Annotated in this window: 27 protein-coding genes and 1 tRNA gene; 9 read left to right on the plus strand and 19 right to left on the minus strand. The window is 63.2% G+C overall.

The features are described 5' to 3' along the window. Positions 1 to 50: 50 nt before the first annotated feature. The 6 genes from B5526_RS27680 to B5526_RS27705 all read right to left on the minus strand — a co-directional run bounded on the left by B5526_RS27680 (position 51) and on the right by B5526_RS27705 (position 6,501). Positions 51 to 2,765: a DUF2339 domain-containing protein gene (locus B5526_RS27680; RefSeq protein WP_079542964.1), complete on the minus strand. Its 2,715-nt coding sequence runs from the start codon at positions 2,763 to 2,765 to the stop codon at positions 51 to 53. 53 nt (positions 2,766 to 2,818) lie between these two features. Then, on the minus strand, positions 2,819 to 3,787 hold the full coding sequence (locus B5526_RS27685) for an NUDIX hydrolase (RefSeq protein WP_079542965.1): 969 nt from the start codon (positions 3,785 to 3,787) through the stop codon (positions 2,819 to 2,821). A 19-nt stretch (positions 3,788 to 3,806) separates the two neighbouring features. Then, a complete protein-coding gene (locus B5526_RS27690; RefSeq protein WP_079542966.1) occupies positions 3,807 to 4,313 on the minus strand; it encodes a tyrosine phosphatase family protein in 507 nt (168 codons plus the stop codon). A 69-nt stretch (positions 4,314 to 4,382) separates the two neighbouring features. Next, positions 4,383 to 5,000, minus strand: coding sequence for an HD family hydrolase (locus B5526_RS27695; RefSeq protein WP_079542967.1), 618 nt, complete (start codon positions 4,998 to 5,000; stop codon positions 4,383 to 4,385). Further along, positions 4,997 to 5,623 (minus strand): DNA-3-methyladenine glycosylase I, encoded by a 627-nt coding sequence (locus B5526_RS27700; protein WP_079542968.1) that lies wholly within the window; start codon positions 5,621 to 5,623, stop codon positions 4,997 to 4,999. Before B5526_RS27700 ends, B5526_RS27695 begins: the two co-directional genes overlap by 4 nt. After that, positions 5,620 to 6,501, minus strand: coding sequence for a YgfZ/GcvT domain-containing protein (locus B5526_RS27705; RefSeq protein ID WP_079542969.1), 882 nt, complete (start codon positions 6,499 to 6,501; stop codon positions 5,620 to 5,622). Before B5526_RS27705 ends, B5526_RS27700 begins: the two co-directional genes overlap by 4 nt. Before the next feature lie 267 nt (positions 6,502 to 6,768). Here B5526_RS27705 and B5526_RS27710 point away from each other — a divergent pair, with 267 nt between their 5' ends. Next, on the plus strand, positions 6,769 to 8,103 hold the full coding sequence (locus tag B5526_RS27710) for a dihydroorotase (RefSeq protein WP_079545494.1): 1,335 nt from the start codon (positions 6,769 to 6,771) through the stop codon (positions 8,101 to 8,103). 165 nt (positions 8,104 to 8,268) lie between these two features. On the opposite strand, the gene B5526_RS27715 is transcribed toward B5526_RS27710, so the two are convergent. The 4 genes from B5526_RS27715 to B5526_RS27730 all read right to left on the minus strand — a co-directional run bounded on the left by B5526_RS27715 (position 8,269) and on the right by B5526_RS27730 (position 10,092). Then, positions 8,269 to 8,535, minus strand: coding sequence for a hypothetical protein (locus B5526_RS27715; RefSeq protein ID WP_079542970.1), 267 nt, complete (start codon positions 8,533 to 8,535; stop codon positions 8,269 to 8,271). Between the two features lie 152 nt (positions 8,536 to 8,687). After that, a complete protein-coding gene (locus B5526_RS27720; RefSeq protein WP_079542971.1) occupies positions 8,688 to 9,065 on the minus strand; it encodes a TIGR02301 family protein in 378 nt (125 codons plus the stop codon). An 82-nt stretch (positions 9,066 to 9,147) separates the two neighbouring features. Next, entirely contained in the window at positions 9,148 to 9,552 is a 405-nt protein-coding gene (locus B5526_RS27725) for an NUDIX hydrolase (protein WP_433994666.1), read from the minus strand. 27 nt (positions 9,553 to 9,579) lie between these two features. Beyond that, positions 9,580 to 10,092: a hypothetical protein gene (locus tag B5526_RS27730; RefSeq protein WP_079542973.1), complete on the minus strand. Its 513-nt coding sequence runs from the start codon at positions 10,090 to 10,092 to the stop codon at positions 9,580 to 9,582. A 62-nt stretch (positions 10,093 to 10,154) separates the two neighbouring features. Between B5526_RS27730 and B5526_RS27735 the strand changes: the two genes are divergently transcribed. Further along, a complete protein-coding gene (locus tag B5526_RS27735; protein WP_079542974.1) occupies positions 10,155 to 10,922 on the plus strand; it encodes an SOS response-associated peptidase in 768 nt (255 codons plus the stop codon). A 25-nt stretch (positions 10,923 to 10,947) separates the two neighbouring features. Here the strand turns inward: B5526_RS27735 and B5526_RS27740 are convergent, their stop codons facing one another. The 6 genes from B5526_RS27740 to B5526_RS27765 all read right to left on the minus strand — a co-directional run bounded on the left by B5526_RS27740 (position 10,948) and on the right by B5526_RS27765 (position 16,628). Further along, the gene (locus tag B5526_RS27740; RefSeq protein WP_079542975.1) at positions 10,948 to 11,586 is read right to left on the minus strand and encodes an aspartate/glutamate racemase family protein; all 639 of its coding nucleotides are present in this window, start codon (positions 11,584 to 11,586) and stop codon (positions 10,948 to 10,950) included. 66 nt (positions 11,587 to 11,652) lie between these two features. After that, positions 11,653 to 12,234 (minus strand): GDP-mannose pyrophosphatase, encoded by a 582-nt coding sequence (locus tag B5526_RS27745; protein ID WP_079542976.1) that lies wholly within the window; start codon positions 12,232 to 12,234, stop codon positions 11,653 to 11,655. Between the two features lie 121 nt (positions 12,235 to 12,355). Then, positions 12,356 to 13,465, minus strand: a complete 1,110-nt coding sequence (locus B5526_RS27750; RefSeq protein ID WP_154071487.1) for a hypothetical protein — start codon at positions 13,463 to 13,465, stop codon at positions 12,356 to 12,358. 253 nt (positions 13,466 to 13,718) lie between these two features. Continuing rightward, positions 13,719 to 14,174, minus strand: a complete 456-nt coding sequence (locus B5526_RS27755; protein ID WP_079542978.1) for a GNAT family acetyltransferase — start codon at positions 14,172 to 14,174, stop codon at positions 13,719 to 13,721. Next, positions 14,171 to 15,598 carry an FAD-binding oxidoreductase gene (locus B5526_RS27760; protein WP_079542979.1) on the minus strand — a complete coding sequence of 476 codons (1,428 nt, stop codon included), beginning with the start codon at positions 15,596 to 15,598 and terminating at the stop codon, positions 14,171 to 14,173. The genes B5526_RS27755 and B5526_RS27760 overlap by 4 nt, the downstream gene beginning before the upstream one ends. Positions 15,599 to 15,635: 37 nt before the next feature. Beyond that, positions 15,636 to 16,628: an L-threonylcarbamoyladenylate synthase gene (locus B5526_RS27765; protein ID WP_079542980.1), complete on the minus strand. Its 993-nt coding sequence runs from the start codon at positions 16,626 to 16,628 to the stop codon at positions 15,636 to 15,638. Between the two features lie 69 nt (positions 16,629 to 16,697). On the opposite strand from B5526_RS27765, the gene B5526_RS27770 reads away from it, so the two are divergent. Further along, positions 16,698 to 16,774 (plus strand) — tRNA-Pro (locus B5526_RS27770). 210 nt (positions 16,775 to 16,984) lie between these two features. Here the strand turns inward: B5526_RS27770 and B5526_RS27775 are convergent. Further along, positions 16,985 to 17,989: a tyrosine-type recombinase/integrase gene (locus tag B5526_RS27775; protein WP_349642748.1), complete on the minus strand. Its 1,005-nt coding sequence runs from the start codon at positions 17,987 to 17,989 to the stop codon at positions 16,985 to 16,987. Between the two features lie 1,008 nt (positions 17,990 to 18,997). Between B5526_RS27775 and B5526_RS38520 the strand changes: the two genes are divergently transcribed. Then, complete coding sequence (locus B5526_RS38520; RefSeq protein ID WP_172842119.1) at positions 18,998 to 19,165, plus strand: hypothetical protein; 168 nt, start codon at positions 18,998 to 19,000, stop codon at positions 19,163 to 19,165. 385 nt (positions 19,166 to 19,550) lie between these two features. Here the strand turns inward: B5526_RS38520 and B5526_RS27795 are convergent, their stop codons facing one another. After that, entirely contained in the window at positions 19,551 to 20,825 is a 1,275-nt protein-coding gene (locus tag B5526_RS27795; protein WP_079542983.1) for a M28 family peptidase, read from the minus strand. Beyond that, positions 20,822 to 21,718: a LysR family transcriptional regulator gene (locus B5526_RS27800; RefSeq protein WP_172842120.1), complete on the minus strand. Its 897-nt coding sequence runs from the start codon at positions 21,716 to 21,718 to the stop codon at positions 20,822 to 20,824. The genes B5526_RS27795 and B5526_RS27800 overlap by 4 nt, the downstream gene beginning before the upstream one ends. A 135-nt stretch (positions 21,719 to 21,853) precedes the next feature. Here B5526_RS27800 and B5526_RS27805 point away from each other — a divergent pair, with 135 nt between their 5' ends. Genes B5526_RS27805 through B5526_RS27825 form a run of 5 tightly spaced genes read left to right on the plus strand, consistent with a single transcriptional unit; the run spans position 21,854 to position 26,357 of the window. After that, positions 21,854 to 22,615, plus strand: coding sequence for an amino acid ABC transporter ATP-binding protein (locus B5526_RS27805; protein WP_283807570.1), 762 nt, complete (start codon positions 21,854 to 21,856; stop codon positions 22,613 to 22,615). A 17-nt stretch (positions 22,616 to 22,632) separates the two neighbouring features. Further along, positions 22,633 to 23,463 (plus strand): ABC transporter substrate-binding protein, encoded by an 831-nt coding sequence (locus tag B5526_RS27810; RefSeq protein ID WP_079542985.1) that lies wholly within the window; start codon positions 22,633 to 22,635, stop codon positions 23,461 to 23,463. Between the two features lie 29 nt (positions 23,464 to 23,492). After that, positions 23,493 to 24,158 carry an amino acid ABC transporter permease gene (locus B5526_RS27815; protein WP_079542986.1) on the plus strand — a complete coding sequence of 222 codons (666 nt, stop codon included), beginning with the start codon at positions 23,493 to 23,495 and terminating at the stop codon, positions 24,156 to 24,158. Continuing rightward, entirely contained in the window at positions 24,145 to 25,428 is a 1,284-nt protein-coding gene (locus B5526_RS27820) for a M20/M25/M40 family metallo-hydrolase (protein WP_244562071.1), read from the plus strand. Before B5526_RS27815 ends, B5526_RS27820 begins: the two co-directional genes overlap by 14 nt. Continuing rightward, entirely contained in the window at positions 25,425 to 26,357 is a 933-nt protein-coding gene (locus tag B5526_RS27825; RefSeq protein ID WP_079542987.1) for an arginase family protein, read from the plus strand. The genes B5526_RS27820 and B5526_RS27825 overlap by 4 nt, the downstream gene beginning before the upstream one ends. Positions 26,358 to 26,527: the final 170 nt, after the last annotated feature.

The raw sequence follows: 26,527 nt of genomic DNA on the forward strand, positions 1-26,527 counted from the left end.
CCTATCTACGCGTTGGTAGCGAAATCGCAAAGCGCGGTTTCGGGCGTCCCTCAAGCTGCGTCAGGGCTGGCCCGAACCGTCGTGGCATCCGACGGCGGCGTCGGCTGCCTGCGGAACAGGATCCGCTGGTAGAGCCAGCCTATCGCCACCAGCACCAGGCCCAGGCACATGAACGACAGCGCGCGGTAGACGCCGGTCAGCGTCGACATGTCGATCAGGAACGCTTTGAGGATGGTCAGCGCGATCACGGCGGCCGAGGCAAGCCGGGCGCGCTGCGAATTGACGACGATGCCGATGCCGAGCAGCGCCACGCCGAACAAGAGCCACGCGATCGAATAGGTGTATTGCTCGGCGCCGCTGGTGGCGCCGCCGGTCAGGACCGGGCCGTGATAGAGCCTGCGGATTTCAAACGTCACGTAGGTGAGCGCGAGAATCAGCGCGCCGGCCGCGATGGTGTTGCCGTAGCTGGGTGGACGCCGGCCTGCCACCGCATAGGACAACAGCAACGCCAGCACTGCGGGCACGGCGTAAGCGAGCAGCAGAAGGTTGATGAAGACGCCGCCGACATTGGTCGGCCAGAAAATCGGCGTCTCCAGCAACATCAGCCCGAACACCGTGACCAGTCCGGCATATAGCGTGAGCAGCACCGCGCCGACATTGTGGATGATGCTGCCGGTGCGCATACGCAGCCGCTCCAGGCCGATCGCCATGGCGAGCGCGACGCACACCTGCAGCGCGAACTCCGTGAGCGACGTATTGACCCGGTACACATCGCCGCCGTTCACGGCATGGCGAATTTCCATGAATGCCAGCAGCACCGTGAACAGGATCGCCGCCGATTCCACCGTGCGCAGCGGCGCATCGTCGCCGCGCCGGCGCAGGAAATAGCTTGCGGTCCAGAACGATGCGGCCGGAATGCCATAGCCCCATAATAGCCAGTTGAAAATCGGCGTGGTGCCGACGGCGTCGCCGGCGATGCGCGGCTCGTAGCCGATGCGCGCGACCACAAGGCCTGCGAGAATGGCGGCGAGCGAGCGCAGGAACGGGATCGGCCGCTGCATCGAAATCCACGCCGTGCCCATCGACATCAGCGCCAGCGCGATCGTGAGCCAGCCTTTCTCCAGTGCAAAGGTCAGCGCCAGCGCCAGCGCGCCGAGCGTGCCGGTCGCGAACAGCGCGATTGAAATCGGCAGGCCCGCTCGATTTTCGCGCCTGGAAAGACTTTCGGTCACAGCGCCATAGGCCGCCGCGAGCACGACCGCCAGGATCGCAAACGGGATCGAGCGATCGAGATGGGCGATGCGGGCATAGAGCGCGATCAACAGCGAGAGCGGCGTGAATACGCCTGCGGCCGACCATACCACGGGAATAATGGCGCTGACCGAGCGGCCCTGCGCCAAAAATCCGGCAATGCCAAACCCTGCCGCGAAGATCGCGGCCGTGGTCAGATGTAGCGACACCGAGCCATCGGTGGCGGCAGGGCCGATGCCGGGTAGCGGCCCGCCTGGCAGCACCAGCATGTCCGGATTGGCGCGCACCGCCCATTCGGCAAACACCACGAAGACGAAAGCGGCCGCGGCGGCGATCGCGCCGGTGGCGGCCGGCGCGCGCCACGCCACGATCAATGTTGCGGCGACCAGCGCTGCGAAGCCGACGATCGCGGTATCGGCATGCGAACTCGCAAGCACGATCATGGTCGCGCCCAACAGATAGGCCGCGAGCGAACCGGATGAGATCGGCTCGATCTCGCCTTCCTCCGCCGGCGGGCCGAACATCAGTCCGCACACCACCAGCAAGCTTGCGAGGGCGAACCCTGTGATCACGTGGAAGGCGTGCGGTGCGACCATCGAGGGGCCGCATTGCAGGCAAGGGAGGGTCCACAGCAACGCCAACGCGACGGTGGTGACCGCAAGCCAGGGCCACAGCCTGATCCGCGCCAGCCCAAAGGCCGCCGCAGTGACGATGGCGAGATAAACATAGAGCGCCCAGAAGTCGGGTCTTTCCGACGAAACCAGAATGGGCGTCGCGAAGGCGGCGGCGATGCCGAGCCCGGCCAGTGCCGGCCCATGCAACAGCGCCGCGGCAAGCGTGCCGAGTGCCACCATGCCTAACAGAATGAACGCCGTCGCGGGTGCGAGAAAATCGTACAGCGCATACGCCGCATAGACGGTAGCGAAAGCGACCGCGGTGCCCGCGGCGGTGAGGATCGCAGGAATGTTGGCGATCGGCAGCGCTTCGATTTCGGAGATGCTTTCCTTGCGGCGGGTCCATTCGCCGGCGGCAAGCAGCGCCAGCGCGAACGCGCCGCCGAGTAACGTACGCACGCCGGGCCCGAGCAGGCCGGCATCGATGGAGTAACGCACCATGAAGAAGCCGCCCAGCGCCAGCGTCAATCCGCCGACCCAGACCACCCAGCGGGTGCCGATGCGCTCCTCGAAACCGGGGCCGGTCTCGGATGCGGCCGCTGGCATTTGCGGTATCGGAGGCGGCGGTGCCGGTTGAACCCGCGATGCGATTGGCTCGGTTGTTTCGATAGCGGCTTCGGGCGCCGCTGACGGCGCGATCGGCGCTTGCTGCACAGGGAGCGGCGGCGGCGCGGGCCTTGTAGCGGCCGCCGACGACGCCAAAGCCTCGATCTGATCGAGCCGCGCCCGCAGCGCGCTCGCCTGGTTGAGCGCCTTGCGCGCGAACAAGAATGCGACAACGGCAATCGCGAACGAGAAGAAGTCCATGACCGAATAGAAGTCAGCCGGCGAATCGAACATCAAGCTTCCCCCCGGCGGTCGGCCCCGGCGTCGGGGCTTGCCGCGTTAATCTTTCATCGCCGCCCGCGGACGCGCAGGCCCGGCGCCGGCCGCTCCTGCAGCACCTCGCGGCGGAAGCGAAACAGCGCGGCGGGCCGTCCACCGGTCTGTGTCGACATCACGCCGATTGGTTCGACCAGCGCGCCGGCTTCGACCAGCCGGCGGAAATTCTGCTTGTGCAGATGCCGTCCCGAGATCGCCTCGACCGTCCGTTGCAGTTCAGTAAGTGTGAACTCGCCGGGCAAAAGTTCAAATACCACCGGGCGGTATTTCAGTTTGGCGCGCAACCGCCCCATCGCGGTGGCAAGAATCCGGCGGTGGTCGAACCGCATCGACACGCCGAGCGCAGGCAGCGCCTTGCGCGCCAATGCCGCCGGGCGTCCGTCGCGGCGCGCCTCCTCGACCAATCCTGCTTCATAGAGCAGTTCGTAACGGTCGAGCACGCGCTCCTCGTCCCAGTGCGCGCCTTCGGTGCCGAAATAGAGCCGGACGCGATCGTTGCGGCCGAGTGCGCGGGTCTCCGGTTGTTCGCTCTCGCCGGCCCAGCGCGTGAGTTCGGGCAGGATGTCGCGCGCGATGATGGCGGGTCGTTGCTCCCGCCAGTCTTCCCACGGGAAGAAGCGATACCAGGGCTCAAAGGTCGCGCCGGGCGCGGGCGCGGCGTTGTCGGCGGCACGCGTCAACGCGAGATAGCCGATCGAAGCCACATGGGTGTCGCCGGCCTCGGTGTGCCGGCCGCGGTCGCCGAAGGTATAGAGCTGCTCGACATAGCCGAGCCGCAAGCCTGCCTGTTCTTCCACCCAGGCGCGCAGGCCGATCTCGAAGGTGCGGTGCGAAACCGCATCGAACGGGCCGAACGGTAGCCCGGCGAGCTTGTCGCCGGCGCCGGGAGACGCGGTGAGGATCAGCGGCTCGTTGCCCTCGATCGCGACGATGGCGGCGGTCAGGCCGATCTCGATCGGGGTCAGGAGCGTCTCGCTCATCTGGGATGGGTTGCCCGCATCAGTCGAGATCGATGCGGAACGGCCGGCCTTCCACCAGCATGCTGCCCGGGCCCATTTCGTCGAGCGCGCGCAGCATGCGGCCCTCGCGCCCCAGCGCTCTGTCGGCCAGGCTGACGATCAGCCGGTTCGGCTGTGCGATCGGGGAGGCGGCACGAATTTGCCGCGCGATCGACATCTCGTCGCGATGCGGATTGAGTGCGCAGACCGCGGCAAAGGCGCTCGCGGTCGATCGGCTGATGCCGGCATAGCAATGCACGACCAGCGGCGCGCTGCGGTCCCAGCCGCGCACGAAGTTCAACACCTGCTCGATATGGGAATCTGAAGGCGCGACGAAGCCGTCGATCTCCTCGGTGATGTCGTCCATCTGAACCTTCAGATGGTTTTCCGGGAGTACCGATTGCGGCCGCCGCACCTGATCGACATTGGCCATCACGGTAAGCACGTGGCTGGCGCCGGTCACCTTGACAGTGTCGGGAAGTGCGGCAAGCGAACAAACGTGAATCATGGCGTTCCTTTTTTCGCGCCGATTATAGGCCTGCGCGCGGGGTGGTGAAAGCAGGTTCAGCCATGGCGTTCAAGCGTAGAGCGCGTTGAACCGTGCCAAAAACCGCTTCTCGGCCTTGGCCGCGGTCCAGGGCGTCAAATAATCCTGCCGGGTCGCCGCGGGCAGGCCGGGATCACGGCCGAACAGTCGTTTTGCCTCCGCTTCGGCGAAGCCGGCAAGCTCGGTCGCTTCCAGATAGGCGGCGCCTTTGTCGGCTTCCTTGATCTGCCGCTCTACCTCCGGCACAAGCACCGCTGGCAGTCCGAAGCGGATGTGGATCGCAGACAATAGCCGCTTTTCCACCGTCTTATAGTCGCCGCCCAGCACCGCCTTGAACGGCGAGATCATGTCGCCAATAACATATTCCGGCGCGTCATGCAGCAGCGCGGCAAGACGGAAGGGGACGTCGACGCGCGGCATCTGCTCTCGCATCACGGCTTCGACCAGTAGCGTATGCTGCGCAACCGAGAAAATATGCGCGCCGCTGGTCTGGCCGTTCCAGCGCGCGACGCGGGCGAGCCCATGGGCGATATCGGCGATTTCGATATCGAGCGGCGAGGGGTCCAAAAGGTCGAGCCGGCGCCCCGACAACATCCGCTGCCAGACGCGGGTGGTTGTTGCGGTCTCGGAAAATCGTCGCGCCGTCATTTGGCTTTGAGGCGGGGGCTGCGGTGGTTTTTGGTGCAGGCCTCGTGGCAAAAGCAATTGACCAGATGGTCGTTGACCATGCCGGTCGCCTGCATGAAGGCGTAGACGATGGTTGGGCCGACGAATTTGAAGCCGCGGCCAGCGAGCTCCTTCGAAATCTTGATCGACAGCGGCGTCGATGCCGGCACGCTGGCGGTAGTCTTGAATTGATTGACCTTTGGCTTGCCGTCGACGAAGTCCCACAAATATTTCGAAAAGCCGGGGCCGTCTTCCATGATCTTCAGATAAGATTTCGCGCTTGCGACCGTGCCTTCGATCTTGGCGCGGTTGCGGACGATGCCGACATCGTTCATCAGCGCGTGAAGTTTCTTAGCGTTATATCGCGCGATCTTCTCGGGCTGGAAATCGTCGAAAGCCTTGCGGAAGTTTTCGCGCTTGCGCAAAATCGTGATCCACGACAGCCCGGCCTGAAAACCGTCGAGGATGAGTTTTTCATAGAGCGCGCGGTCGTCATATTCCGGCACGCCCCATTCTGTATCGTGATAGGTCATGTAAAACGGGTCTTCGCCCGGCCATGGACACCGCGTCAGCCCATCTTCATGCAGGCGCGCCGACCGGCTCATGCGACCGTCTGCTTCGGTGCGGCGAGGAGCTGATCGGCTTCGGCGAGGCGGATCGCGATGCCGCCGGCCGTCAGCGGCACGCCGGCGGCGACCGCATCGGCGGCACGGTCGACCCTGATCAGCGCGAGGCCCTCGTCGCCCGCCGTCGAACCCATGGTGCCGACCGATTTGTCGCCGGCGAGGATGACGGCGCCCGGTTCAGGCGCCGGACCGTCGACCATGACGCGAACGGTCCGCGTGCGCGCGGTGCCGCGGTGCTGCATCCGCGACACCACCTCCTGTCCGACATAGCAGCCCTTGTCGAAATCGACGCCGTTGAGCCGGTCCATATTGGTTTCGTGAGGGAACGCATCGCCATACATGAAGTCGAGGCCGCCGCGCGGAACGACGGATGCGATGCGGTGGGCGTCATAGGCGGCGCTTTCGACCAAATCCGCGCCGATCAAATCGGCGACCTTTTGCGCGAGTTCGGACGGAATCAGGATCCGCCAGCCGAGTGTTGCGTTACGCGGATCGGCGAAGGCCAGATCGGGTTTTATCGCGAAATCGCCGTCCCATGCGGCGAGCACGCCGAGATTATCAGACAGATTTTCGATCCCCACCTTGGCGCGTAGCTTGTAGAAACCGAGCTTGTCGGCGAGCGACTGCGCCAGCGCGCGCGGGCAATCGATCAAAAAGCCGCCGCCATGGCCGGCAGGCGCCTCGGTGATCAGGAAATCCACAATTATCTTGCCCTGCGGTGTCAGCAGCGCCCCGAACCGCCCGAGATGAGGGCGAAGCAGCGCAACATCCGTGGTGACGAGGCCATTGAGAAAGTCGCGGGCGCCGTCACCGCTGACCTTGACCACGCCCCGGTCGGGAAGAAACGCCGCTTTCATGCAAAAATCTCTTGTGACATGTTGCTGCGGAACGTAAGCCGCCAAGTCACAAACGACAAGGCCCGCGCGGCCCTGCGGACCTGCTCAGGATGAGGTCTTGCCGGACCCTTATGGTGAGGAGCGCGGCAACGCCGCGCGTCTCGAACCATGTGGCCCTGGGACTCGCGGCCATCCTTCGAGACGCGCGCCAAAGCGCGCTCCTCAGGATGAGGTCGGAGATAGACTCACAAGCCTCTCGGCATGAGGGGCAACCGAATGCGAGGAATGATGAGCCAGAGTTTTGATCTGATTCTAAAGTCCGGCAGCGTCGTCAATCAGGACGGCGAGGGCGTCCGCGACATCGCCATCCGTGGCGGCCGCATCGCCGCGATCGGCTCGCTTGGCCAGGCCTCGGCCGCCGAGGTGATCGACTGCAAGGGGCTGCATATCCTGCCGGGGGTGATCGACACGCAAGTTCACTTTCGCGAACCGGGGCTAACGCAGAAGGAAGATCTCGAAACCGGTTCGCGCAGCGCCGTGATGGGCGGCGTGACGGCGGTGTTCGAAATGCCGAACACCGATCCCTTGACCGTCACCGCGGAGACCTTTGCCGACAAGGTAAAGCGCGGCCATCACCGCATGCATTGCGATTTTGCCTTCTTCATCGGCGGTACCCGCGACAATGTCGCGGATTTGCCGGAACTCGAACGCGCACCGGGCTGTGCCGGCGTCAAAGTGTTCATCGGCTCCTCCACGGGCGCACTTCTGGTCGAGGACGACGAAAGCCTGCGCCGGATTTTCAAGGTGATCCAGCGGCGCGCCGCGTTCCATGCCGAGGACGAGTACCGCCTCAACGAGCGCAAGCATCTGCGCGTCGAGGGCGATCCGCGCTCGCACCCGGTATGGCGCGACGAGACGACGGCGCTGATGGCGACGCAGCGTCTTGTCAAGCTCGCCCATGAAACCGGAAAGCGGATTCATGTGCTGCACATCACGACCAAGCAGGAGATCGAGTTCCTGCGCGACCACAAGGACGTCGCCTCCTGCGAGGCGACGCCGCATCACCTGACGCTGGCCGCGCCCGAATGCTACGAGCGGCTCGGCACCCGTGCGCAGATGAATCCGCCGGTGCGCTCGGCTGATCACCGCGAGGGTATCTGGAATGGCATCGCGCAGGGCATCATCGACGTGCTCGGCTCCGATCACGCGCCGCATACGCTCGAAGAAAAAGCAAAAACCTATCCGGCCTCGCCCTCGGGCATGACCGGGGTGCAGACGCTGGTGCCGTTGATGCTCGATCACGTCAACGCCGGGCGGTTGTCATTGGCAAGATTTGTCGATCTCACCAGCGCCGGCCCGGCGCGGCTCTACAACATCGCCCGCAAGGGCCGCATCGCGGCCGGCTACGACGCGGATTTTACGGTGGTCGATCTCAAGCGCAGCGAGACCATCACCAACCAATGGGTGGCCTCGCGTGCGGGCTGGACGCCCTATGACGGCGTGCGCGTCACCGGCTGGCCGGTCGGCACTTTTGTCAGAGGCCGCCGCGTGATGTGGCAGGGTGACCTCGTGACGCCGTCGGGCGGCGAGCCGGTGCGGTTTCTGGAGACACTGAGGGAGTAGTTCTTTTCGCTCTATGTGAAAAGGCGTCGCACCAACTTCAGCTGTCATCACCCGGCTTGACCGGGTGATCCAGTACGCCGTGGCCCCTCGATTCTCTCGTTGGCGCCTCTGGAATACTGGGTCGCCCGGTCAAGCCGGGCGATGACAGTTTTGGGTGAGGCGAATCTACTGCTTCGCGCGCGTCGTCGAAAACTCGCCATTGCGAACGCGCAGCGGAAGGCCTTCGACGAATTTCGCCACCGCGTCTTCGCCGTAGGTCGCGACCAGTTCGGCGAAGGCCGCGAACAGGCTCGCCTGTGCCAGGCAGTCGCCGTCGACGCCATCGTGCCGCGCCTCCGCCCAGGCCTCGTTGAGATAGCTCAGCGCGGCCTGTTTCTGCTCGTGATCGGGCAGCGGGTCGCGGGCGATGGTGAAAGACGCTGGACGGGTCATGAAACTCTGGCAGGCTTGGCGCGGGTCCAGGGCGGACGCGTCGAATGCGCGAGGTTTAGCATGAGTTAACGGGCCGCCTAGAGCAGTTCTTTAGGAAGGGTTAATGGCGCTGAATAAGATCGGGCCGTATTGGTCCGAACCGGCCGCCGCGCCTAGTTCGCGTAGCGTGCCGTCAGATCCCGCGAAATCTTCGAGCCTTCCTCGATATAACGGCGGATCGCGACGGTGGCCGCCGGCGTGCAGGTCCGGTAGGTCTGCTGAAAACCGTTATAGCCGCGATTAAAACCCGCGATCATGCGGGCTCGGCGGTCGCCCGAGGGGGTTTCGGCATCAATCAGCGCCTGCATTTGGTTGCGCCATTTTGGGCCCTCATTGGTTCCGCAGATGCCCCTGAGGTAATGCAGGGTACCGAGGATTTCGGCGAGCCGCTGCAAATCGCCGTCGAACGGCGCAGCCGCATCCTGGGCCCGCGCGGGGCCGGAAATGCACAGCGAAATGAGGATCAGGGCGGCCAGAAAATGCTTTGACATGAATGGGTCCGGGAACAACCGTGATATGCCTTTTCAATGCGCTGGAAGCAAGGCGCGAGGAGGCCTACGGATATCGACCAGATCAGGGCCGGAGCAGGCGCCGAGCCGCCTCTATGACCTCCGGCAGGCCGCTGGTCAGCTTGAGGTCACCAAGTGCGTCGGGGGCCAGCCATTTGAAATCGTCAAGTTCGTCGTTCAGGACCACCTCACCGGATACCCAGCGCGCCGCGAACGACATGATCAGATAATGTCCGCCGCCTGAGGTTTCCGGCAGCACCTCGCGCCAACCGGCGAGGCCGACAATCTCGATTTTGAGCGCGGTCTCCTCGTCGACCTCACGATGGAGCGCGGCATGCAGGGTTTCGCCGAATTCGACCCTCCCGCCGGGCAGCGAATAAAATCCTTCTGCCGGCGACCGCGCGCGCCGCACCACAAGGATCTTATCGTCGCGAAAGATCGCCGCGCTAACGGCAAGCTGGGGATGCATCGGCTGCAGGGGGGATCCCACGGCGGCTCATTGCGCCATGATGGAGTCGACGTCGGCTTCCCTGGCGCCATTGATGATGCCGCCGGCCAGCGCGACCAGCGGCTTGACCCAGCCGGTGGCCTGTTCGGCGAGGGTTGCGCGGGTCTTGTCCTGCCGGGCCTCGCGCATCGCCGCGCCGACCGCCACAAGGATCGAGGTCATGGCGCTGGTGATATTCTCGAACTCGGAGCGGATGATCTGGTCCGCCGCATCGTAAGCCTCGATCGCGAGGTCGCGCGCCTTGAAATTCGACGCCATGAAATGCTCGCGATAGGACAGCGGCTGCCAGCCCAGGAAATCCTCGGCGCATTCGGGCATGTCCGGAACCATCTCGAGCAGCATGATGGCTTCATTGAAATGGTTCAGATAGTCGGTGGCAAGGCCGGTGCGGGGATTGATATTGGCAGCCTTCAATTGGGCGGCGCGCGCGTCATCGATGCCGCCAACCTTACCAGGTGCCGGGTGATCGGGCGGCGCGGTTCTGGCGGCCGTGGATGTCATCTTCCGCACTCTTAACGGTCGGGGTTAAAAGGTGCTGAACGGATCCCTATCTGGACGACAGAATGTGTGGACGCTTCGTAATCACTTCGCCGCCGGAGGCCGTGAGGCAATTTTTTGGCTATTTCGAGCAGCCCAATTTCCCGCCAAGGCATAATATTGCGCCGACGCAACCGATACCTGTGATTATCGTCGAGAACGGTTCCAGGCATTTCCGCCTGATGCGCTGGGGCCTGATACCCGCCTGGGTAGTAGACCCCCGTAAATTCACGTTGTTGATCAATGCGCGTAGCGAGACGGTTTTGGAAAAACCCGCCTTCAAGAACGCGATGAAACGGCGGCGCTGCCTGATCCCGGCCGATGGCTATTATGAATGGCAGGCCTCCGGGGGGCGCAAGCAGCCTTATTTCATTCATCGCCGCGATGGAACTCCGATGGGGCTGGCGGGGCTCGCCGAGACCTGGATCGGCCCCAACGGCGAGGAACTCGATACGGTCGCGATCGTCACCGCGCCCGCAAGCGCCGATCTCGCGGTGCTGCATGACCGCGTGCCGGTAACGATCTCGCCCGGCGATTTCGACCGCTGGCTCGATTGCCGCGCTGACGATGCGGAGAACGTGATGGCGCTGCTCGGCCCGCCCGGCGAAGGCGAATTCGTCTGGCATGAGGTGTCAAAGAGGGTCAACCGCGCCGAGAATGACGACGCGCAGCTCATCCTGCCGATCACTGACGAACAGCGCGCGGCGGAAGAACCGAAGCCCGCGAAGAAAGCCGCGGCGCGAAAACCGGCGCCGGAGGCGTCGGAGGATGACGGGCAGGGGTCGTTGTTCTGAAACAGGACGCAAGCTTCTTTCGTCGTCAACCGGTGACGGCGAGCAAATCCTTCAGCTTCAGCACGGCGCTATCCGGCGTCGTGAGCACCGGCCGACCCGACGCCTCGGCGACCAGCGCCGCCGCCGGCGCCATGCTGTACTGGGCGAGCGCAATCAGGTCGCAATCCCGCAAATCGCGCGAGGCTTCCGCGACCAGGCGATCGTGTTCTGCGCGTTCACCGCGATCGAGCGCAGCCAGCGCGCCGGTCGCCAGTTTCGGCACGATTTCGACGGAAGCGGGAAATTCCCGTGGCATCGAAGCCAGTGTTGGCGGAAACGTCGAGAGCAAGCCGATCCTGTAACCCCGTGCGGCGGCCTGCTCGATCATCGCTGCATTGGGTTTGAGCACCGGCATCGGCGCGTGCTCGCGCGCGACGGCCTCGATGCAAGGGCCGAACGCCGAACAGGTGAAGAGGATTGCGTCGGCGCCGGTAGAAGCCACATAACGTCCGAGCGACAGGAAACGCTCGGTCATCGCGACCGTGAGGCGGCCATCGCGCGCCAGGTCGGCCGACAGGCTGTCATCGAGCAAATTCATCAAGGTTGCGTCCGGCCAAAGCCGGGCGAATGAGGCCTCGATCGGCACAATCGAATGTTTCAGGGCGTGGATCAGAGCGATGCGCATGTTGTTCAATCTGGCCGCAGCCCGGCGGGGTGTCAACGTGCATCGTTGGCCGCGGCGTCCTTGGTATTACCGGAAAATATTCAGCGCCGCATATTGCAAGAGCATGATGGTCTTGGCGTCGACGATGCGGCCGTCGCCGATCATCGTCATGGCCTGGTCGATCGACAGTTCCAAGACCTCGATGTCCTCGCCTTCGTCGGGCAGGCCGCCGCCGCTTCCGACCCGCATGTCCGGCTGATATTCCGCAACAAAGAAGTGCAGCTTTTCGGTGACCGCGCCCGGGCTCATGAAGGCTTCGAAAATTTTTCGGATGTCGCCGAGCCGGTAGCCGATTTCCTCTTCGGCTTCGGCGCGGATGCGTACCTCCGGCGCCGCGTTGTCCAACAGGCCGGCCGCGGCCTCGATCAGGAGATCGTCGTAGCCGTTGACATAGGCGGGAAGACGAAATTGCCGCACCAGCACCACGGTCCGCTGCGCCAGATTGTACGGCAGCACGGTTGCGGCGTTGCCGCGGTCATAGACCTCGCGCTGCATGGTCTGCCACTCGCCATTGCTGCGCCGCCATTCAAAGGTGAAGTTCTTCAGCGTGTAGTGATTTTGGGAGAGCACGCGGACGTCTTTGATGCGAACGCGGTCGGAGACGGTCATTGTGATTCCTTGCTTCGCAGGGCAACCCGCTTTCATAGCGGTCGCAGTCACTGGCACGGGCTACAGCATCCGGCGATAGGCGACAAGGTTTTGCCGCGCCCAATCGTGCCAGTCCGGCGCCTCAAGTGCACCATACATCCCATGCGAACGCGGTGTAGGGATCGCCGGCGATTTGATCGAGAATGAAGCGTGTCGAAGCGGTATCGAGCGCCAACGCCGTCGCCAAAGCCTCCAACTGTGCCTGGGCAGCGGTCTGAGCGGAATTTCGCGCAGGTGCGGCCGTCCCTGCAGGGGTTGCATCGACTAGTTGATCGTAGCTAAGCAAGGCGTCGTTGAGGGTTTTGATTTCAACGCCGGTACGCAACCCGAATTTCCGGACGGCTTTCATCTGATCGTCATTGAAATACATGCGCACCAGCGCCTGGCCGCAGCAGTCCAAGATAAAGGCGAAATCCATCCCGGACTTGATCGTGAGCGTGACTGGGTCCGCATAGGCGAGCTGTAAATTGGTCTTCACGCCTTCGTCGATGAATCGTTCCGCGATCGGCACGCTGATGCCACAGATTTTCTTGAGCTGCTGAACGCTGTCATCATTGGTGTCGGCATCGAGCTTGAGCGGAACTGCCGCGGTGCGGCGCATGAATTTGAGAACCGTGTCGGTCGGAAAGGCGCCGACGAAAAATGCCAGCGCACCCGAGGTCACCGTGACCCCGGAACCGGGCAGCACGCCGGCGAACGCCGAAACGGCGAACCCAAATGGCAGCGATACCAATAGCCGCAACGTGGCCCGGTTGATATCGGACGTGACGACGTCGTTTTGCCGGGCACGACTAATCAAGTCGAATGTGATCCAGACATAGGCGCCGGCCAGCGCCAAAATCGCGATTTTTGCGGTGCCCTCGCTCGCGACGGCCCAATCGTACGAGAGTACCCAGCTGACACTCAGATAGGTCAGGAAAAACACCGCCACACAGAACGAGATGACCGGAGCCCAGAACAGATGCCGGCCGTAGCGAAGGTCATATTCTTTGGCAAACCCCGCGCCATCGCTGAAATCGGCCCTTGGACAAAACGTCTCCTTGTAGTGAACGATCGATTGGTCGGACAGCCGCGAGACGATCTGTTGCTTTCTCGCCCGCCAACCGAAACACAGGTAATGGCCGACCGGAATCACCGGCAGTGATGCAGCGATCGCAGTGCCGATCAACGTCGTGTTGTACATATTGCTCACCGGAAAAATCCTCTCGCAAATTCGTTTCAGGTAGATCCATTGCTTGATGAACTTGAATCGCTCCGGTAGCGCCGAAGCGGCCGCGGCGATTTGTGTTGGCAATGGATCGCTTGCGCAGAATGGCCGCCGGACGGTCCCGGCCGGCACCTACCCAGAAATATCTGATAATTTAACAACTACAGGGAGAGTGCAAGAAGTTTTCGCCGCCTCGGGCGGGCGCGACCTCAGCGGCAACACCGCCAGCCGGGTTCGGCTACGGCGTCGGATCCCGCCCGTCGAGCCATTTGGCGAACACCACGCGTTCCTGATCGTAGTAGCCGAGCTGTTCGTAGAAGGCGTGGACTTTGGCGTTGTCGCCCCGGACCATGAGCTGAAGCTTTTTAATGCCGCGCGCATGGAGCCAGTTCTCCGCTGCGGTCATGATCGCTCGACCGTAGCCCTTGAAACGATGATCGGGATCGACGGTCACGTAATAGACCCAGCCGCGATGGCCGTCATGGCCGACCAGCACCGACGCCACCACGGTGCCGTCGTGGCGGCCCAGCAACACCGTCGCGTTCGCCTCCTTGCGGGCCAGTGCGATATCGGCGGCGGGATCGTTCCATGGGCGTGACGAGCCGCAACGCTGCCACAGCGCGATCACCTCGGTGATATCGCCGTCTTCGATGGCCGTGACGGTAAGGCCCTGGGCAGGATTTTCCGAATTCACAGCACCTTGCCGGGGTTCATGATGCCAAGCGGGTCGAGCATCGCCTTGATCGACCTCATCAGTTCGATCGCGACCTTGTCCTTGACCTCGGGCAGTTCGTCGCGCTTGAGCACGCCGATGCCGTGCTCGGCGGAGATCGAGCCGCCCATTCGCAGCACGATGGCGAACACCACCGCATTGACCTCGTGCCAGCGGCTCATGAAATCGGCCGTGTCGCCGCCAACGGGCTGGCTGACATTGTAATGGATATTGCCGTCGCCGAGATGGCCGAACGGCACTGGCCGCGCGCCGGGAATAAGTTTCACCACGGCCGCATTGGCCTGTTCGATGAAATCGGGCACCGCGACCACCGGCACCGAAATGTCGTGCTTGATCGAGCCGCCCTCCGGCTTCTGCGCCGCCGACATTTCGTCGCGCAATTTCCAGAACGCCGAGCGCTGGCTCAAATTCGCCGCGATCGCGGCGTCACCGACGATGTCGCCCTCCAGGCCCTGCGCCAGGATCGCTTCCAGCGTGGCGCGGGCGTCATCGCGCGGGGACGACAGCTCCATCAGAACGTACCAGGGATGCTTGGCCGCGAGCGGATCGCGGACATCGATGCCGTGCCGCACGCTGAAATCCACCGCAATGTCGGACAGCAGCTCAAAGCTCGTCAGCGTGCCCGCGGCCTCGTTCTGCGCGATCGACAGCAGTTTTAGGGCTTGCGCTGGCGATTTGAGGCCGACGAAGGCGGTTTCGATCGCGCGCGGCTTTGGAAACAGTTTCAAGGTCGCGGCGGTGATGATGCCGAGCGTGCCCTCGGCGCCGATGAAGAGGTTGCGCAGATCGTAGCCGGTATTGTCCTTTTTCAATTTCGACAGCGTGTTCAATATGCGCCCGTCGGCCAGCACCACTTCGAGCCCGAGCGCCATCTCGCGCGCCACCCCATAGGCCAGCGCCGTAGTGCCGCCGGCATTGGTGGAGAGATTGCCGCCGATGGTGCAGCTTCCCTCCGCGCCGAGCGACAGCGGAAACAACCGGTCGACTTCAGCGGCGCGCTGCTGGGCGATCTGCAGGATCACGCCGGCCGCGCAGGTCATGGTGTTCGACGCGGTGTCGACGTCGCGAATTTTGTCCATCCGCCGCATCGAAATGACGACTTCGCCATGGTGCGGCGTCTGCCCGCCGACCAGGCCGGTATTGCCGCCCTGCGGCACCAGCGCGATTTTGTGTTCGCTCGCGAGCCTGCAGATGGCGGAGACTTCCGCGGTCGAACCCGGCCGCAGCACCAGCGGCGAGTGACCGTGAAACAGGTCGCGCTCTTCGGTGACGTAGGGCGCGATATCAGCCGCATCGGTGACCGCATATTTGTCGCCGACGATCTTGCGAAACCGCGCAATCAGTTCGGACGAAAGCGGTGGCGTTGCAGGCTTTACGATATTCATATGGGTCACTTAAGTTTACGTCAGTCCCGCGTCTACTCTAGTCCCGGCCCGCCGCGGCGCGGCGCAGCCGGTCGTTGATGGCTTCGCCGAGCCCGTGATGCGGCACCGGCATCACCGCGATGGCGCGCGCGCCGATCGCGTCAAGCGCGCGAAGATAACCGAAAAGATTGGCGGCGGCCTCGCCAAGATCGGCTTGCGCGGACAGATTCATCACCGCGACCGCCGCGTCAACTCCCGTGACCGCATTAGAGCCAAACGCCAGCAGCGCTTCGCCGGGCGCGACGCTGGCGGCATCGAGCCGCACCCGGGTTCGCGGCGCGTAATGCGAGGCCAGCATGCCCGGCGCCAGCGGCTGGCCGCTGCCGCTATCCGGATCCTGCGGCGGCTGCTTGAGCGGCCGGCCGAGCAGGCGCTCGATCTCGCCGCGGGGCAGCCCGCCGGGCCGCAGCAGCATCGGCGCATCGAAACATCCGACAATGGTGGATTCGACGCCGACGTCGACCGCGCCGCCGTCGACGATCAGGTCGATGCGCCCGGCAAGGTCGCTTTGCACATGGGCGGCCGTGGTCGGCGAGACATGGCCCGACAAATTCGCCGATGGCGCCACCACCGGACCGCCGAATGCATGCAAGATCTCCCGCGCCAAAGGGTGCGCGGGAAGCCGGATCGCGATGGTGTCGAGGCCGGCAGTGGCGAGATCGGCCACCGCACAGTCCTTTGTCTTCGGCAGCACCAGCGTCAGCGGGCCCGGCCAGAACGCCTCGGCAAGCGCCATAGCGGTCGCGTCGAAGCGGGCGATCTGCCGGGCGGCTGCGATATCCCTGACATGGGCGATCAGCGGATTGAACGAGGGCCGGCCCTTGGCCTCATAGAGCCGGGCGACCGCGGCCGCGTTGGTGGCGTCAGCCCCCAGGCCATAAACGGTCTCGGTCGGGAACGCGACCAGCCCGCCGGCCGCAAGATAGCGCGCTGCGGTTGCCACACTAGCCGCTCCAGCGGGGAGAATCTGCGTTTTCAGGCCTACATTCACAGGCGTTTAAATCCTTAGATTCGGCTTCTTGCGGTGTGCGAAACCCAAGGCTATAAGCCGCGTTCTTGTCGGAGTGTGGCTCAGCCCGGTAGAGCACTGCGTTCGGGACGCAGGGGTCGCAGGTTCGAATCCTGCCACTCCGACCAGAATTCCCTAGGTTTTTTCTTCTGATTTCGATCCTCGGTCAAGTTGACCACCGTTTCGACCACCGAAACGTACCGGCCTTTTTGGCCGATAGCGGTTGGCGCCCCCTGCAGGTAGTCGGGGTGGTGGTGGCCATAGGTGTCCTGTAGCACCTCCGGGGACATGCCCAGGAACCCGGCGGCTTCCCAGATCGGCACGCCGCGCTGCATCAGCTAGGTCGCGGCGGTGTGGCGCAAGGTGTGTGGGGTGACCTTACCCGGCAGACGGGCGAGCCCTACCGCCGTTTTGAAGCCCTTCTTCACTGATGCAACCGGCTTGCCGTTGAACTCAACAAAGCAGGTGGCGATCAGCTTGCGATCCCTCCAGCAAGGCAGGTGAGCAAGCAGCCGCGGCGGTATGGGCGCTGGCGTCTGGCGTTTCTTGGTGACCCGCTTGCCGATCGGCTTGCGATAGAAGATGCCGCGCTCAAGATCGACGTGAGATCGGCCGGGCTCGGCATGGGGCGACGCTGAGGCAATCGCGCCAGCCCGAGTGCCGGTATAGAGGCCGATCAGAATAAATCTGGCGATATGTCTCAGGGGCCGACGGTTTGTGCTTACCGGATCACCCTTTGACGTCCCCGAATGGATCGTCTGCCTCTCCCGATGGCGCCAACAGTGCCAGAGCAGCGCTGCTGCTTCCTTTCGCGTGAGCCACCTGTCGCGGGCCTCGCCCCTAGGCGGTAGCGATACGCGCACCACGCCCCGGTGAAAGCCTTCCTTTGCATGATGGTTGATTGCGGCTCGGAACGTCTCGAGGTCGCGGCGCGCACCGCCACGGTTGCCGCGAAGTTTGACGTAAGCCGTACAGGTCTGAGCATTGACCGCCGACAATTTCTTGCCGCCCCAAAATTCGTTAAGGCGTTCAATCCTGGCCTCGATCTCGAACTGGTCGCCTGGCTCGCCGATATCGGTCAAATAAATCGACAGCACGTCAGCGCAGTCGATGTCCTCGATATCCTGCCGGCGTCGTTCGGGTTGATACTTTCGAGCGATGTAGTCCGCTAAGGTTTGCTCTGCTTCTGCAGGCGGCTTTTTTTCAGACGGGCTCGCAACGCACCCTGTGGCGATATGGCGGTCTCCATCCTTGATGATCCAGACGGCCTGGTGAACGAGTTTTCCATCGTGGAATCTTGCTTTTCGTTTGTACAGCCGAGCTCCTTTGCTTGGACGCGGCATAGTTCCCTCATTCGTTTGATCTCTGCTAGTGTCACAAGATCTTTGTTGGCAATGCGCTCTATTTGTAGCCGGCCGCGCGCGGCTTCGCGCCGCAGCCCCGATGCGGTCATGGACCCATCGGGGAACGCTAACTTCGCTGCTACGGAAAGACGGAGAGGTGCGTCAGGCTCTACGTTCCCGAGTTTCGAATCCATTTAGACCAGTCGTTCGCCGTTACCAGCGGCGAGTGTTTCACGTGACTCGTCTAAAAGACTGAGTGGGGGGAAGCGATCGGCACCTGATGGGGGAGTGGCCCTCGCCTTTTCTCTGTCGCACAATGAGGGGCTATGGAATGACCGCTGTTGGCGCAAAGCGGACACAGCCGAATTCCAAGGGTTAGCGAAGCGCTAGTAGACAGCAAGCCAGAGGGAAATCCCACTCAAGGCCGAGCTTACACAAGACCCAAGCGCTACAATGATTGGTGTCCACGCGGCTGGCGACGGGAAGCACAGAAGATTTTTTATCGGCGCGCAAAGGCAGACCAATTCCCGCCGTAATGTTGTTCAACTTTAGTACGATCGGTAATCGCAGAGTGGGGACTCAGATGCGAATACCCTTAGTGGGGTGCGTTCTCTTGGCGGCCATTCAGCCGTCATTTGCGAAAAAAGCTTCTAACGACTGAGCCATTGATACTCGACGCGTATGTGGTCGTGTTCGTCAATGACGGTTCGTGTTCGGAGGGAAAAATACTCAAGGTCACAGGTGCTATTCGCGGCTTGCACCGCAAAAAGCCCTGCGTACCTGCGAGCAAAGTATCCGAATCATAAGAAGCTGAAGTCTAGGGAGTAAAAATGAAATCAGCCGCCAATTGGCGGCCTCGGAAGCGCGTGCGCAGATGGTGGCCATCACCGTCATGCTGGTGGTCGCGGGCTTCTTTTTTTATTCCCGTTAAGTATCGGCTGACCAACCACCTCCAGCGCATAGCCATTTGCCGCTGTATTTGGACGTTGATTGTTGAGGGGACACAAGATGAAGCAGACTGACTATGTACGCATGGCAGAGAAGTGCGCGCGCGAAGCTGACCGCCTGCCTCCTGGCCCTGAGAGAGACGAACTTCTGAGAAAAGTTAAGCTGTTCGAGTCCTACGCAAAGATAGAAAACTGGATTGCATCGCCGGGCCTGCAGCCGCCAAATTAGGAGTTGGTTATGGGATTGCGGGTGCTCGTTGCAGTATTGCCGGTATGACGCGCGGCCGAACCAAGTTTCCTAGCATCGAATTGGGGCCAGTGCTTTGACTCTGCGGGGAGTCATGGCCCGTATTTGGAAAATCCCCGTTTAGTGCTCGCCACGGCGCATTTCCTGATTGACGTCCTGTTCTAGTACGTCACGCGACCCTATGGTATGACCGCTTGTGGCGCAAAGCGGCCATTAGTGGCCTGGGAACGAAAAAAGCGGTTCTTAAACGGTAGGTCGGAAGTTCGAGTCTTCCTGGGATCGCGACTGCATAAGCCTTACAAGTTCTGCTTGAGAACGCCCGACTGCGAAAATCGTACGCCATGAAGCAGATTCCGTTAGCGTGCCATCACCCCGCGCGCCAACTGGAGGCGGTCGGCCCGTCCACCTGGCATGCGGCAGCGGTGAGGCAGGCGGCGAGTTGAGCGGCGGCCGCGAGTTCGGGTCTAGCCACCTTGTCACGGGTGTCGGCGGCGGTGAGAACGAGCCGCACGAGCGCCGAGGGATCATCATAGCCCGCGACCATGCGGAAAGCAGGGATGCCTGCGATCGCAAAATTGGCGTGATCCGAATTCGTCATCAAGGGGCGCACGCAGCGGAGACGATGACCGTATGCATCGGCCACTGAGAGCAGAAAAGGCTCGAGCGCCGCAAAGCCGCTGGTCAAGGTGGCGAGTCGTAAGCCGCCGGCGACGCTGTCGAGATTGATGTTCAACGCAATACTGCTCCGCTCGCGTTCGCTCAATTGCGCGACATAACGTGCCGAGCCGATCAACCCCCATTCCTCGGCGCTGAAAAAGGCCAGCCGGAGGCCGACGCGCCAGTCGGCGACCAGAGGCGCGAGGGCGCGAACCACGGCGAGAGCCGCGGCCACACCGGACGCATTATCGATAGCGCTTTCGCTCAGGTCATGGCCATCGACATGGGCGCTAAGCACCACCCATTCCTCTTCGCGGCCTGGCATATCGAACAGAAGCGTTCGGGTCTCGGCGTCCTTCTCCTCCGTGTCGAGCAGAAGCGTCGCGCGCGCCCAGCCGCTGGCGGTCCGTGCGAGACGCGCGGCGGTTTCGGGCGCGATGCCGGCCGCTGGAATGCCCGCCGCGCCCTCTTCGCGTCCGGTCGATCCGGCGACAAGACCGCTAGGCAGCGGCCCCGCAATCAAGAAGCCCACGGCACCAGCCTCGCGCGCCATGTCGTATTTGCGCCGCCGGTGAATCGTGCCGGCCGCGAACATCAGTTCATGTCGCACCAGCACGAAGCGCCCGGCGATCTCCGCCCGATGGGCGGCGAATTCCTCCGGTGTGCCGCGGCCGAGGTCGACGACCTCCGCCGTCAGCCCTCCCGATGGGGTTGCGACGGAGCGCACGAGGGGGTGGCAGGCAGCGCGGCTGCCATCGGCGAGCCGCAACTCGGCTCGCAGGGCACGCCAGCCGCCGTAGTTCACTGGAAGGGTTTGGCAGGAAACGCCGCTGGCCCGGGCACCGCGCTCGCCCACGAAGTCCATGGCAAGGCGCTCGCTTTCTGTCCCGGCCAGCCTTCCGCCAAACGAGCACAGCGTCTCGAAGTCCCGCGTCAAATCCGGATCCGCCGCGATGCGTCCCATGAGGTCCGACGAAAGGATCATCGATCAGTCTCCGTGGCTGGCGCGATGAGGCCCTGCAGATGGGCATCGAACGCCTCGAGGAAGGTGCGGCCGATCAGCGACAAATCCTGCTCCGCCGAATGAAAGATCGCGATGTCGTAGGGGACGAGCGGGCGAAACGGACGAATCGCAAGGCCAGCCGCCTGGAACTGCCGCGCAGAGGCTGGATCGACGATCGAGACGCCGACGCCGTTAGCGACTAGCTCACAGATCATCGCGAACAGTTCCGACGCCACCACTACGTTGAGATGGGCCGCCGCCTCCGCGAACACGCTGTTGACGAGATGATGTGCCGCCCACTCCCGAGACATGCCGACAAATGGCAGCCCGGACATCAGTGTCGGCGTGATGATTTCGTGGGCACACAGAGCGTGATCCTTGGGCAGGACGGCCACGCACTCCATGCGATAGCGGGTGACGTTGAGCCCCGTCGGATCGATCGGCAGCTCGGCGATGCCGATGTCGATGGTGCGGGAGGGGAACATGCCGCGCACCAGATCCGAATTGCGAGTGAAGAGCTGGACCCGCACATTCGGCCGCTGCTGAACAAAGGCGGCGATCACCGGCGGCAGCAATGCCACACCCGCCATCGGATGACTCGCCACAGTCAACGAGCCGACTTGTCCCTGTCGGATATGCTCTGCCGCACGGCCGAGATCGTCGATGCGGTCGAGTGTGCGTTCGACTTCGGCCCGGAACGTGACGGCCTCGGACGTCAGGCGCAGGCGATTGCCCGTGCGAGTGAATAGCGAAAAGCCGAGCTCGCTTTCGAGTCGGGCGATCTGCGCGCTGACGGCGGGCTGGGTGATGCCAAGGGAGGAAGCCGCGTGCGTCACCGATCCAGACTCAACCACCGCACGGAATGCTTCAAGCAACCGAATATCCATCTCTGCATAAAATTTGGTTATTGTCTTTTTTGCAAGCCTGTAATGTAATTCAATCCGTCGCTATTCTGTTGATGTTCTAGGCATAACCAATTTTTTTGGTTCTGCCTTAGGCGGGAGTGCTAGGTGCCGTCCACGGGGCCGATCATCGCGGCGAACCAGGTTTCCAAGAGCTTCGGCCCCAATGAGGTGCTGCGGCGCGTGAGTCTGCCGGTCGCGGAAAAGGACATGGTCTGCGTGATTGGGCCGTCGGGCTCAGGCAAGACCACCCTGCTGCGCTGTCTCGCGCTGCTCGAGCAGCCGAGCACCGGCCGCGTCATCATGCGCGGCACCACGATCGCCTCGCCCAAGCCGGATTCAGCCGAGCGGCGTGCGGCTCGGGCGGTGCGGCCCGAAATCGGGATGGTGTTCCAGCACTTTAACCTTTGGCCGCACATGAGTGTCCTGGAGAACCTCATCGAGGCGCCGCTGCGCGTGAAGCGGATGGCTCGCCACGCTGCGGTTGCCATGGCAGAGCAACTGCTCGCCAAGGTCGGCCTCGCCGACAAGCGCGACGTCTATCCGATGCGCCTTTCGGGCGGCCAGCAGCAGCGCGTCGCGATAGCCCGCGCGCTCGCTATGTCGCCTCAGGTCATGCTGTTCGACGAGCCGACCTCGGCGCTCGACCCGGAATTGCGGCGCGAGGTGCTGATCGTCATGCGCCAGCTCGCAGCCGAGGGCATGACCATGCTTGTCGTCACCCACGAAATGGGGTTCGCGCGCCAGGTCGGCACGCGCATCATCTTCATGGATCACGGCGAGATCGTCGAGGAAGCCGCGCCGGACGCCTTCTTCACGGCGCCGAAGACCGACCGCGCGCAACGCTTCCTGTCCCTGTTTGCAGAATAACGAGAGGGGTACCAGACATGCAGAGCCTTGTTCCGATGGGCTTGCCATTTCGCCTTTCGCCCATGCTGTGCGCCGCCGCGCTCGCGGTCGCTCTCGTCGCGCCGTCCGCTGCCGGCGCCCAGGCACTCCAGTCGCGCCTCTTCGAAGTGACGAAATCGAAGAAGCTCCGGGTGTGCCAGTTCCCGCTCTACTACTCAATCTCGTTCCGCAACCCAAAGACCGGCGAGATCGAAGGCATTGACGCGGATCTCTCCAAGGAACTCGCCAAGGAGCTTGGTGCCGAGCTGGAGATCGTCGAATCGAGCTTCGGCACGTTTATCGCCGATCTCCAGGCCAACAAATGCGAGATCGGCATGTTCGGCGTCGGCGCCTCGTTGAAGCGGGCCCAGGCGGTGGAATTCTCCAAGCCCTATCTGATCACCAACATTTACGCCGTCACCCGCAAGGACGGGCCGATCAAGAGCTGGGCCGACGTCGACAAGAAGGGCGTCAAGGCGGCCGTTACGCTCGGCAGCTATATCGAGCCGTTCATGAAATCCTATCTCAAGAACGCCGAACTGGTCTCAGTCGCCCCACCCAATACCCGCGAAGGCGAGCTGGTCGCCCAGCGCGTCGACGTGATTATCACCGACTATCCAACCGCCATCAAAGTCACCGACGAGTTCGACTGGGCAAAGACTATCGTACCGGAAGAGAAGCTGGCGGTGACACCTTACGCCTACGTCGTGCCACAGGGCGATCAGATCTGGCTCAACTACATCAACCTGTTCATCGACACGATCAAGCTTGATGGACGGCTGATGAAATACGCCAAGAAGAACAAACTCGACCCGATCGTCGCGCCCTGAGGCAGACCTGACAGGTCCGGGGGGCGAGCATGCAGACTTACCAATTCCGATGGGACGTCATCCCGAATAACATCGACTTCCTGATGTCGGGGTTGCAGATGACGCTGATCATTTCGGCGACCGCCTTGGTCTTCGCGATGATCGGCGGGTTGCTGCTCGCGCTCGTCGACATGTCGCGCTACCTGGCGGTGAGGGCGATCGGACTGGCGATCGGCGAGGTGATCCGTAATACACCGATCCTGGTGCAGCTCCTATGGGTCTACTACGTGCTGCCGATCGTCTTTAACATCCGCATCTCCTCGTTCGCCGCGATCCTGATCGGCCTGTCGGTCTACATGGCCGCCTTCATGTCGGAGGTCTATCGGAGCGGCATCCAGGCGGTGCCGAAGGGCCATCGCGAAGCCGCGCAAGTCCTCGGCTTAACGCCGTTCCAGAGCTTCCGCCGCATCGTCCTACCGCAGGCGATCCGCTTCACGCTGCCGCCGCTCGCCTCCAATTTTGTGCAACTGATCAAGTTCTCATCGCTCGGCGCGGTGATCTCGGTCACCGAGATCACGCGGCGGGGGATGGAGCTGTCGTCCTCGACGTTTCGGCCGCTTGAAATCTTCTCGTTCATCGCGGTCGTCTACTTCCTTATCTGCTGGCCGCTGTCGATGACAATCCGTATCTGGGAGCATCGCCTTGCGCAACGCTGAGCCAGCCCCGGACGCACGTCACAACATCGCCAACGAGGTCGCCGCCGGTCGCGATGCGCTGATTGCCATGACGCAGCGTCTCGTCGCAGCGTCTTCGCCCAATCCGCCCGGCGACGTGACCCAGGCCGCCGACGTCGCCGCCACGCTACTGGCGGAGATCGACGGAGCGCGCGTCGAGTGGTTCGAGACCGCACCCGGCATCGTCAATCTGGTGGCGATGATCGACAGCGGACGTCCCGGCAAGCGTCTCGTCTTTAATGGCCATCTCGACACGTTCCCGCTCGGCGAGGACCTCGGCTGGACGGTATCGCCGCTAGGGGGAACCTTGCGCGACGGCAAACTCTACGGACGCGGCGTGTCGGACATGAAGGGCGGCATCGCCGCCTCGCTTGTTGCCACACAGGTGCTCGCGCGCCATCGCAACGCCTGGAGCGGTGAGATCGTCGTCACGCTCGCGGGCGATGAGGAGAACATGGGCTCGCTCGGATCGCGCTGGCTGCTGGAGAACATCTCCCACGCCAAGGGCGACGCGATGATCAGCGGCGACGTCGGCTCCCCGCTCGTGGTCCGATTCGGCGAGAAGGGCCTGTGCTGGATCGAGATCGATGCAACCGGCCAGCCCGCACATGGCGCGCACGTCCACAAGGGCGTCAACGCAATAGACCGGCTGCGCACCGCGCTCGAAGGGCTCAAGCGTCTGGAGGCGCTTCCGGTCAATGCCCCCCCGGCCGTCACCGCAGCGATCATGGCCGCAAAGTCCGTATCGGAACCCTTGTCGGGGGCTGGCGAGGCCGACACGCTGCAACGCATAACGGTGAACATCGGCACGATCTCGGGCGGTGTCTCGCCCAACCTCGTGCCGTCCCACGCGCGGGCCGCGGCGGATATCCGCCTGCCGGTCGGCGTCACGCTGGATGAGGTCGAGGCGGCGTTGCGGCGTGAACTCGGCGCAATCGACGGCGTCACCTGGCGCGTCATCGAGAAGTATCCGCCGGGATTCACCCCACCACACCATGAGATCGTGCGCCACACGGTCGCGGCCGCGACCGAGATCCTCGGCCGCGCTCCTGTCGTCAACATGCGCGTCGGCGCATCGGATGCGCGGCTCTATCGCATGTTCGGTGTGCCCAGCGTGGTGTTCGGCTGCACACCATTCGGCATGGGCGGACCGGACGAGTACATTCTGGTTGATGAGCTCGTGCGGGTGGCGCAGGTGCATGCATTGGCCGCGCTCGCATTTCTGAGCGACTCTGAAGAAGGAACGACATGACGGAAGCCCAACTGCTCGCCACGACGTCCGGATTCATGGGCGTACCGTGGGCCACCTCCGCGGCCGGTGCCAAGGCGGCAATCCTCGGCGTGCCATTCGATTGCGGCACGCATGCGTTCCGTATCGGCTCGCGGCAGGGGCCCGCGTCGATCCGTGAACAATCGCGACTGGTGCGCGCCTACGAGTCGGAGGTTGCAGACTACGACGTCCGGGCACAGCTCAAGCTGGTCGATTGCGGCGACGTGGTGCTGACGCCGAGCCGGATCCAGGACGCCTTCGCGCGCATCGAGGAAGCTTCATGGCGGATCGTCGAGGCCGACACGACTCCGATCGGGTTCGGTGGTGACGGCTCGATCTCGGTGCCGCTGGTTCGCGCCGCCGCGCGCAAATGGCCCGACCTGTGCGTGCTGCATATCGACAGCCATACTGACTGCCATCCGGTCAATCCCGATCATCCCTATGACGCGGCGAGCCAGTTCAGCCATGCGGCGCTCGAGCAGCGCATCTCGCCGAGCGCGTCCTATTACGTCGGCATCCGTGGCCCGACCTATCGGTCGGGCGTGATGGATCACACCCGCTCGCTCGGCTACAACGTGATTACGATGCGCGACTACGTGCGGCGCGGCGAGGCAGACGTGCTGGCGGAGCTGCATGATGCGATGAAGGGCCGCCCGGTCTATCTCTCCTGGGACATGGATTCGTTCGATCCCTCCGTGGCACCCGGCGTGTGCACTCCGACCTGGGGCGGATTCACCGCTCGCGAGGGATTGCAATTGCTGCGCGGCCTCGCCGGTCTCGACATCGTCGCGATCGACATCAATACCGTCAGCCCGCCGCACGACGTTAACGGAATGACGGCGCATCTCGCTGCCTATGTAGCTTACGAGACGCTGCTCCTGCTAGAACACCGCGCCGCTCGCGAGTCATGATAAGCGACCGAGTGTGGCGCTTTCATCTCGCATCGATCGGCAAATTCTCCGTTATGCAGTGCATAGTGTGTACCGCCGCAAAGCGTCGCAAGAATTCGCACCCGCGGCGCGGGCGGCTTCCTAAACCGTGGGTGAAGCTTGAGTCTCCCCGGGATGGCAACGCGCCGTCG

It is taken from the genome of Bradyrhizobium lablabi (genome assembly GCF_900141755.1).
Classification (GTDB): Bacteria; Pseudomonadota; Alphaproteobacteria; order Rhizobiales; family Xanthobacteraceae; genus Bradyrhizobium; species Bradyrhizobium lablabi_A.

Bases quoted from the DNA above. Each gene is read 5' to 3' on its own strand.
- B5526_RS27825 (WP_079542987.1), top strand. From the start codon at position 25,425: ATGACGGAAGCCCAACTGCTCGCCACGACGTCCGGATTCATGGGCGTA.
- B5526_RS27715 (WP_079542970.1), bottom strand. From the start codon at position 8,535: ATGACCCGTCCAGCGTCTTTCACCATCGCCCGCGACCCGCTGCCCGAT.
- B5526_RS27710 (WP_079545494.1), top strand. From the start codon at position 6,769: ATGAGCCAGAGTTTTGATCTGATTCTAAAGTCCGGCAGCGTCGTCAAT.
- B5526_RS27760 (WP_079542979.1), bottom strand. From the start codon at position 15,598: ATGAATATCGTAAAGCCTGCAACGCCACCGCTTTCGTCCGAACTGATT.
- B5526_RS27720 (WP_079542971.1), bottom strand. From the start codon at position 9,065: ATGTCAAAGCATTTTCTGGCCGCCCTGATCCTCATTTCGCTGTGCATT.
- B5526_RS38520 (WP_172842119.1), top strand. From the start codon at position 18,998: ATGAAGCAGACTGACTATGTACGCATGGCAGAGAAGTGCGCGCGCGAA.
- B5526_RS27685 (WP_079542965.1), bottom strand. From the start codon at position 3,787: ATGAGCGAGACGCTCCTGACCCCGATCGAGATCGGCCTGACCGCCGCC.
- B5526_RS27775 (WP_349642748.1), bottom strand. From the start codon at position 17,989: ATGCCGCGTCCAAGCAAAGGAGCTCGGCTGTACAAACGAAAAGCAAGA.
- B5526_RS27740 (WP_079542975.1), bottom strand. From the start codon at position 11,586: ATGCGCATCGCTCTGATCCACGCCCTGAAACATTCGATTGTGCCGATC.
- B5526_RS27810 (WP_079542985.1), top strand. From the start codon at position 22,633: ATGCAGAGCCTTGTTCCGATGGGCTTGCCATTTCGCCTTTCGCCCATG.
- B5526_RS27680 (WP_079542964.1), bottom strand. From the start codon at position 2,765: ATGTTCGATTCGCCGGCTGACTTCTATTCGGTCATGGACTTCTTCTCG.
- B5526_RS27695 (WP_079542967.1), bottom strand. From the start codon at position 5,000: ATGACGGCGCGACGATTTTCCGAGACCGCAACAACCACCCGCGTCTGG.
- B5526_RS27705 (WP_079542969.1), bottom strand. From the start codon at position 6,501: ATGAAAGCGGCGTTTCTTCCCGACCGGGGCGTGGTCAAGGTCAGCGGT.
- B5526_RS27725 (WP_433994666.1), bottom strand. From the start codon at position 9,552: ATGCATCCCCAGCTTGCCGTTAGCGCGGCGATCTTTCGCGACGATAAG.
- B5526_RS27795 (WP_079542983.1), bottom strand. From the start codon at position 20,825: ATGATCCTTTCGTCGGACCTCATGGGACGCATCGCGGCGGATCCGGAT.
- B5526_RS27745 (WP_079542976.1), bottom strand. From the start codon at position 12,234: ATGACCGTCTCCGACCGCGTTCGCATCAAAGACGTCCGCGTGCTCTCC.
- B5526_RS27690 (WP_079542966.1), bottom strand. From the start codon at position 4,313: ATGATTCACGTTTGTTCGCTTGCCGCACTTCCCGACACTGTCAAGGTG.
- B5526_RS27730 (WP_079542973.1), bottom strand. From the start codon at position 10,092: ATGACATCCACGGCCGCCAGAACCGCGCCGCCCGATCACCCGGCACCT.
- B5526_RS27815 (WP_079542986.1), top strand. From the start codon at position 23,493: ATGCAGACTTACCAATTCCGATGGGACGTCATCCCGAATAACATCGAC.
- B5526_RS27700 (WP_079542968.1), bottom strand. From the start codon at position 5,623: ATGAGCCGGTCGGCGCGCCTGCATGAAGATGGGCTGACGCGGTGTCCA.
- B5526_RS27735 (WP_079542974.1), top strand. From the start codon at position 10,155: ATGTGTGGACGCTTCGTAATCACTTCGCCGCCGGAGGCCGTGAGGCAA.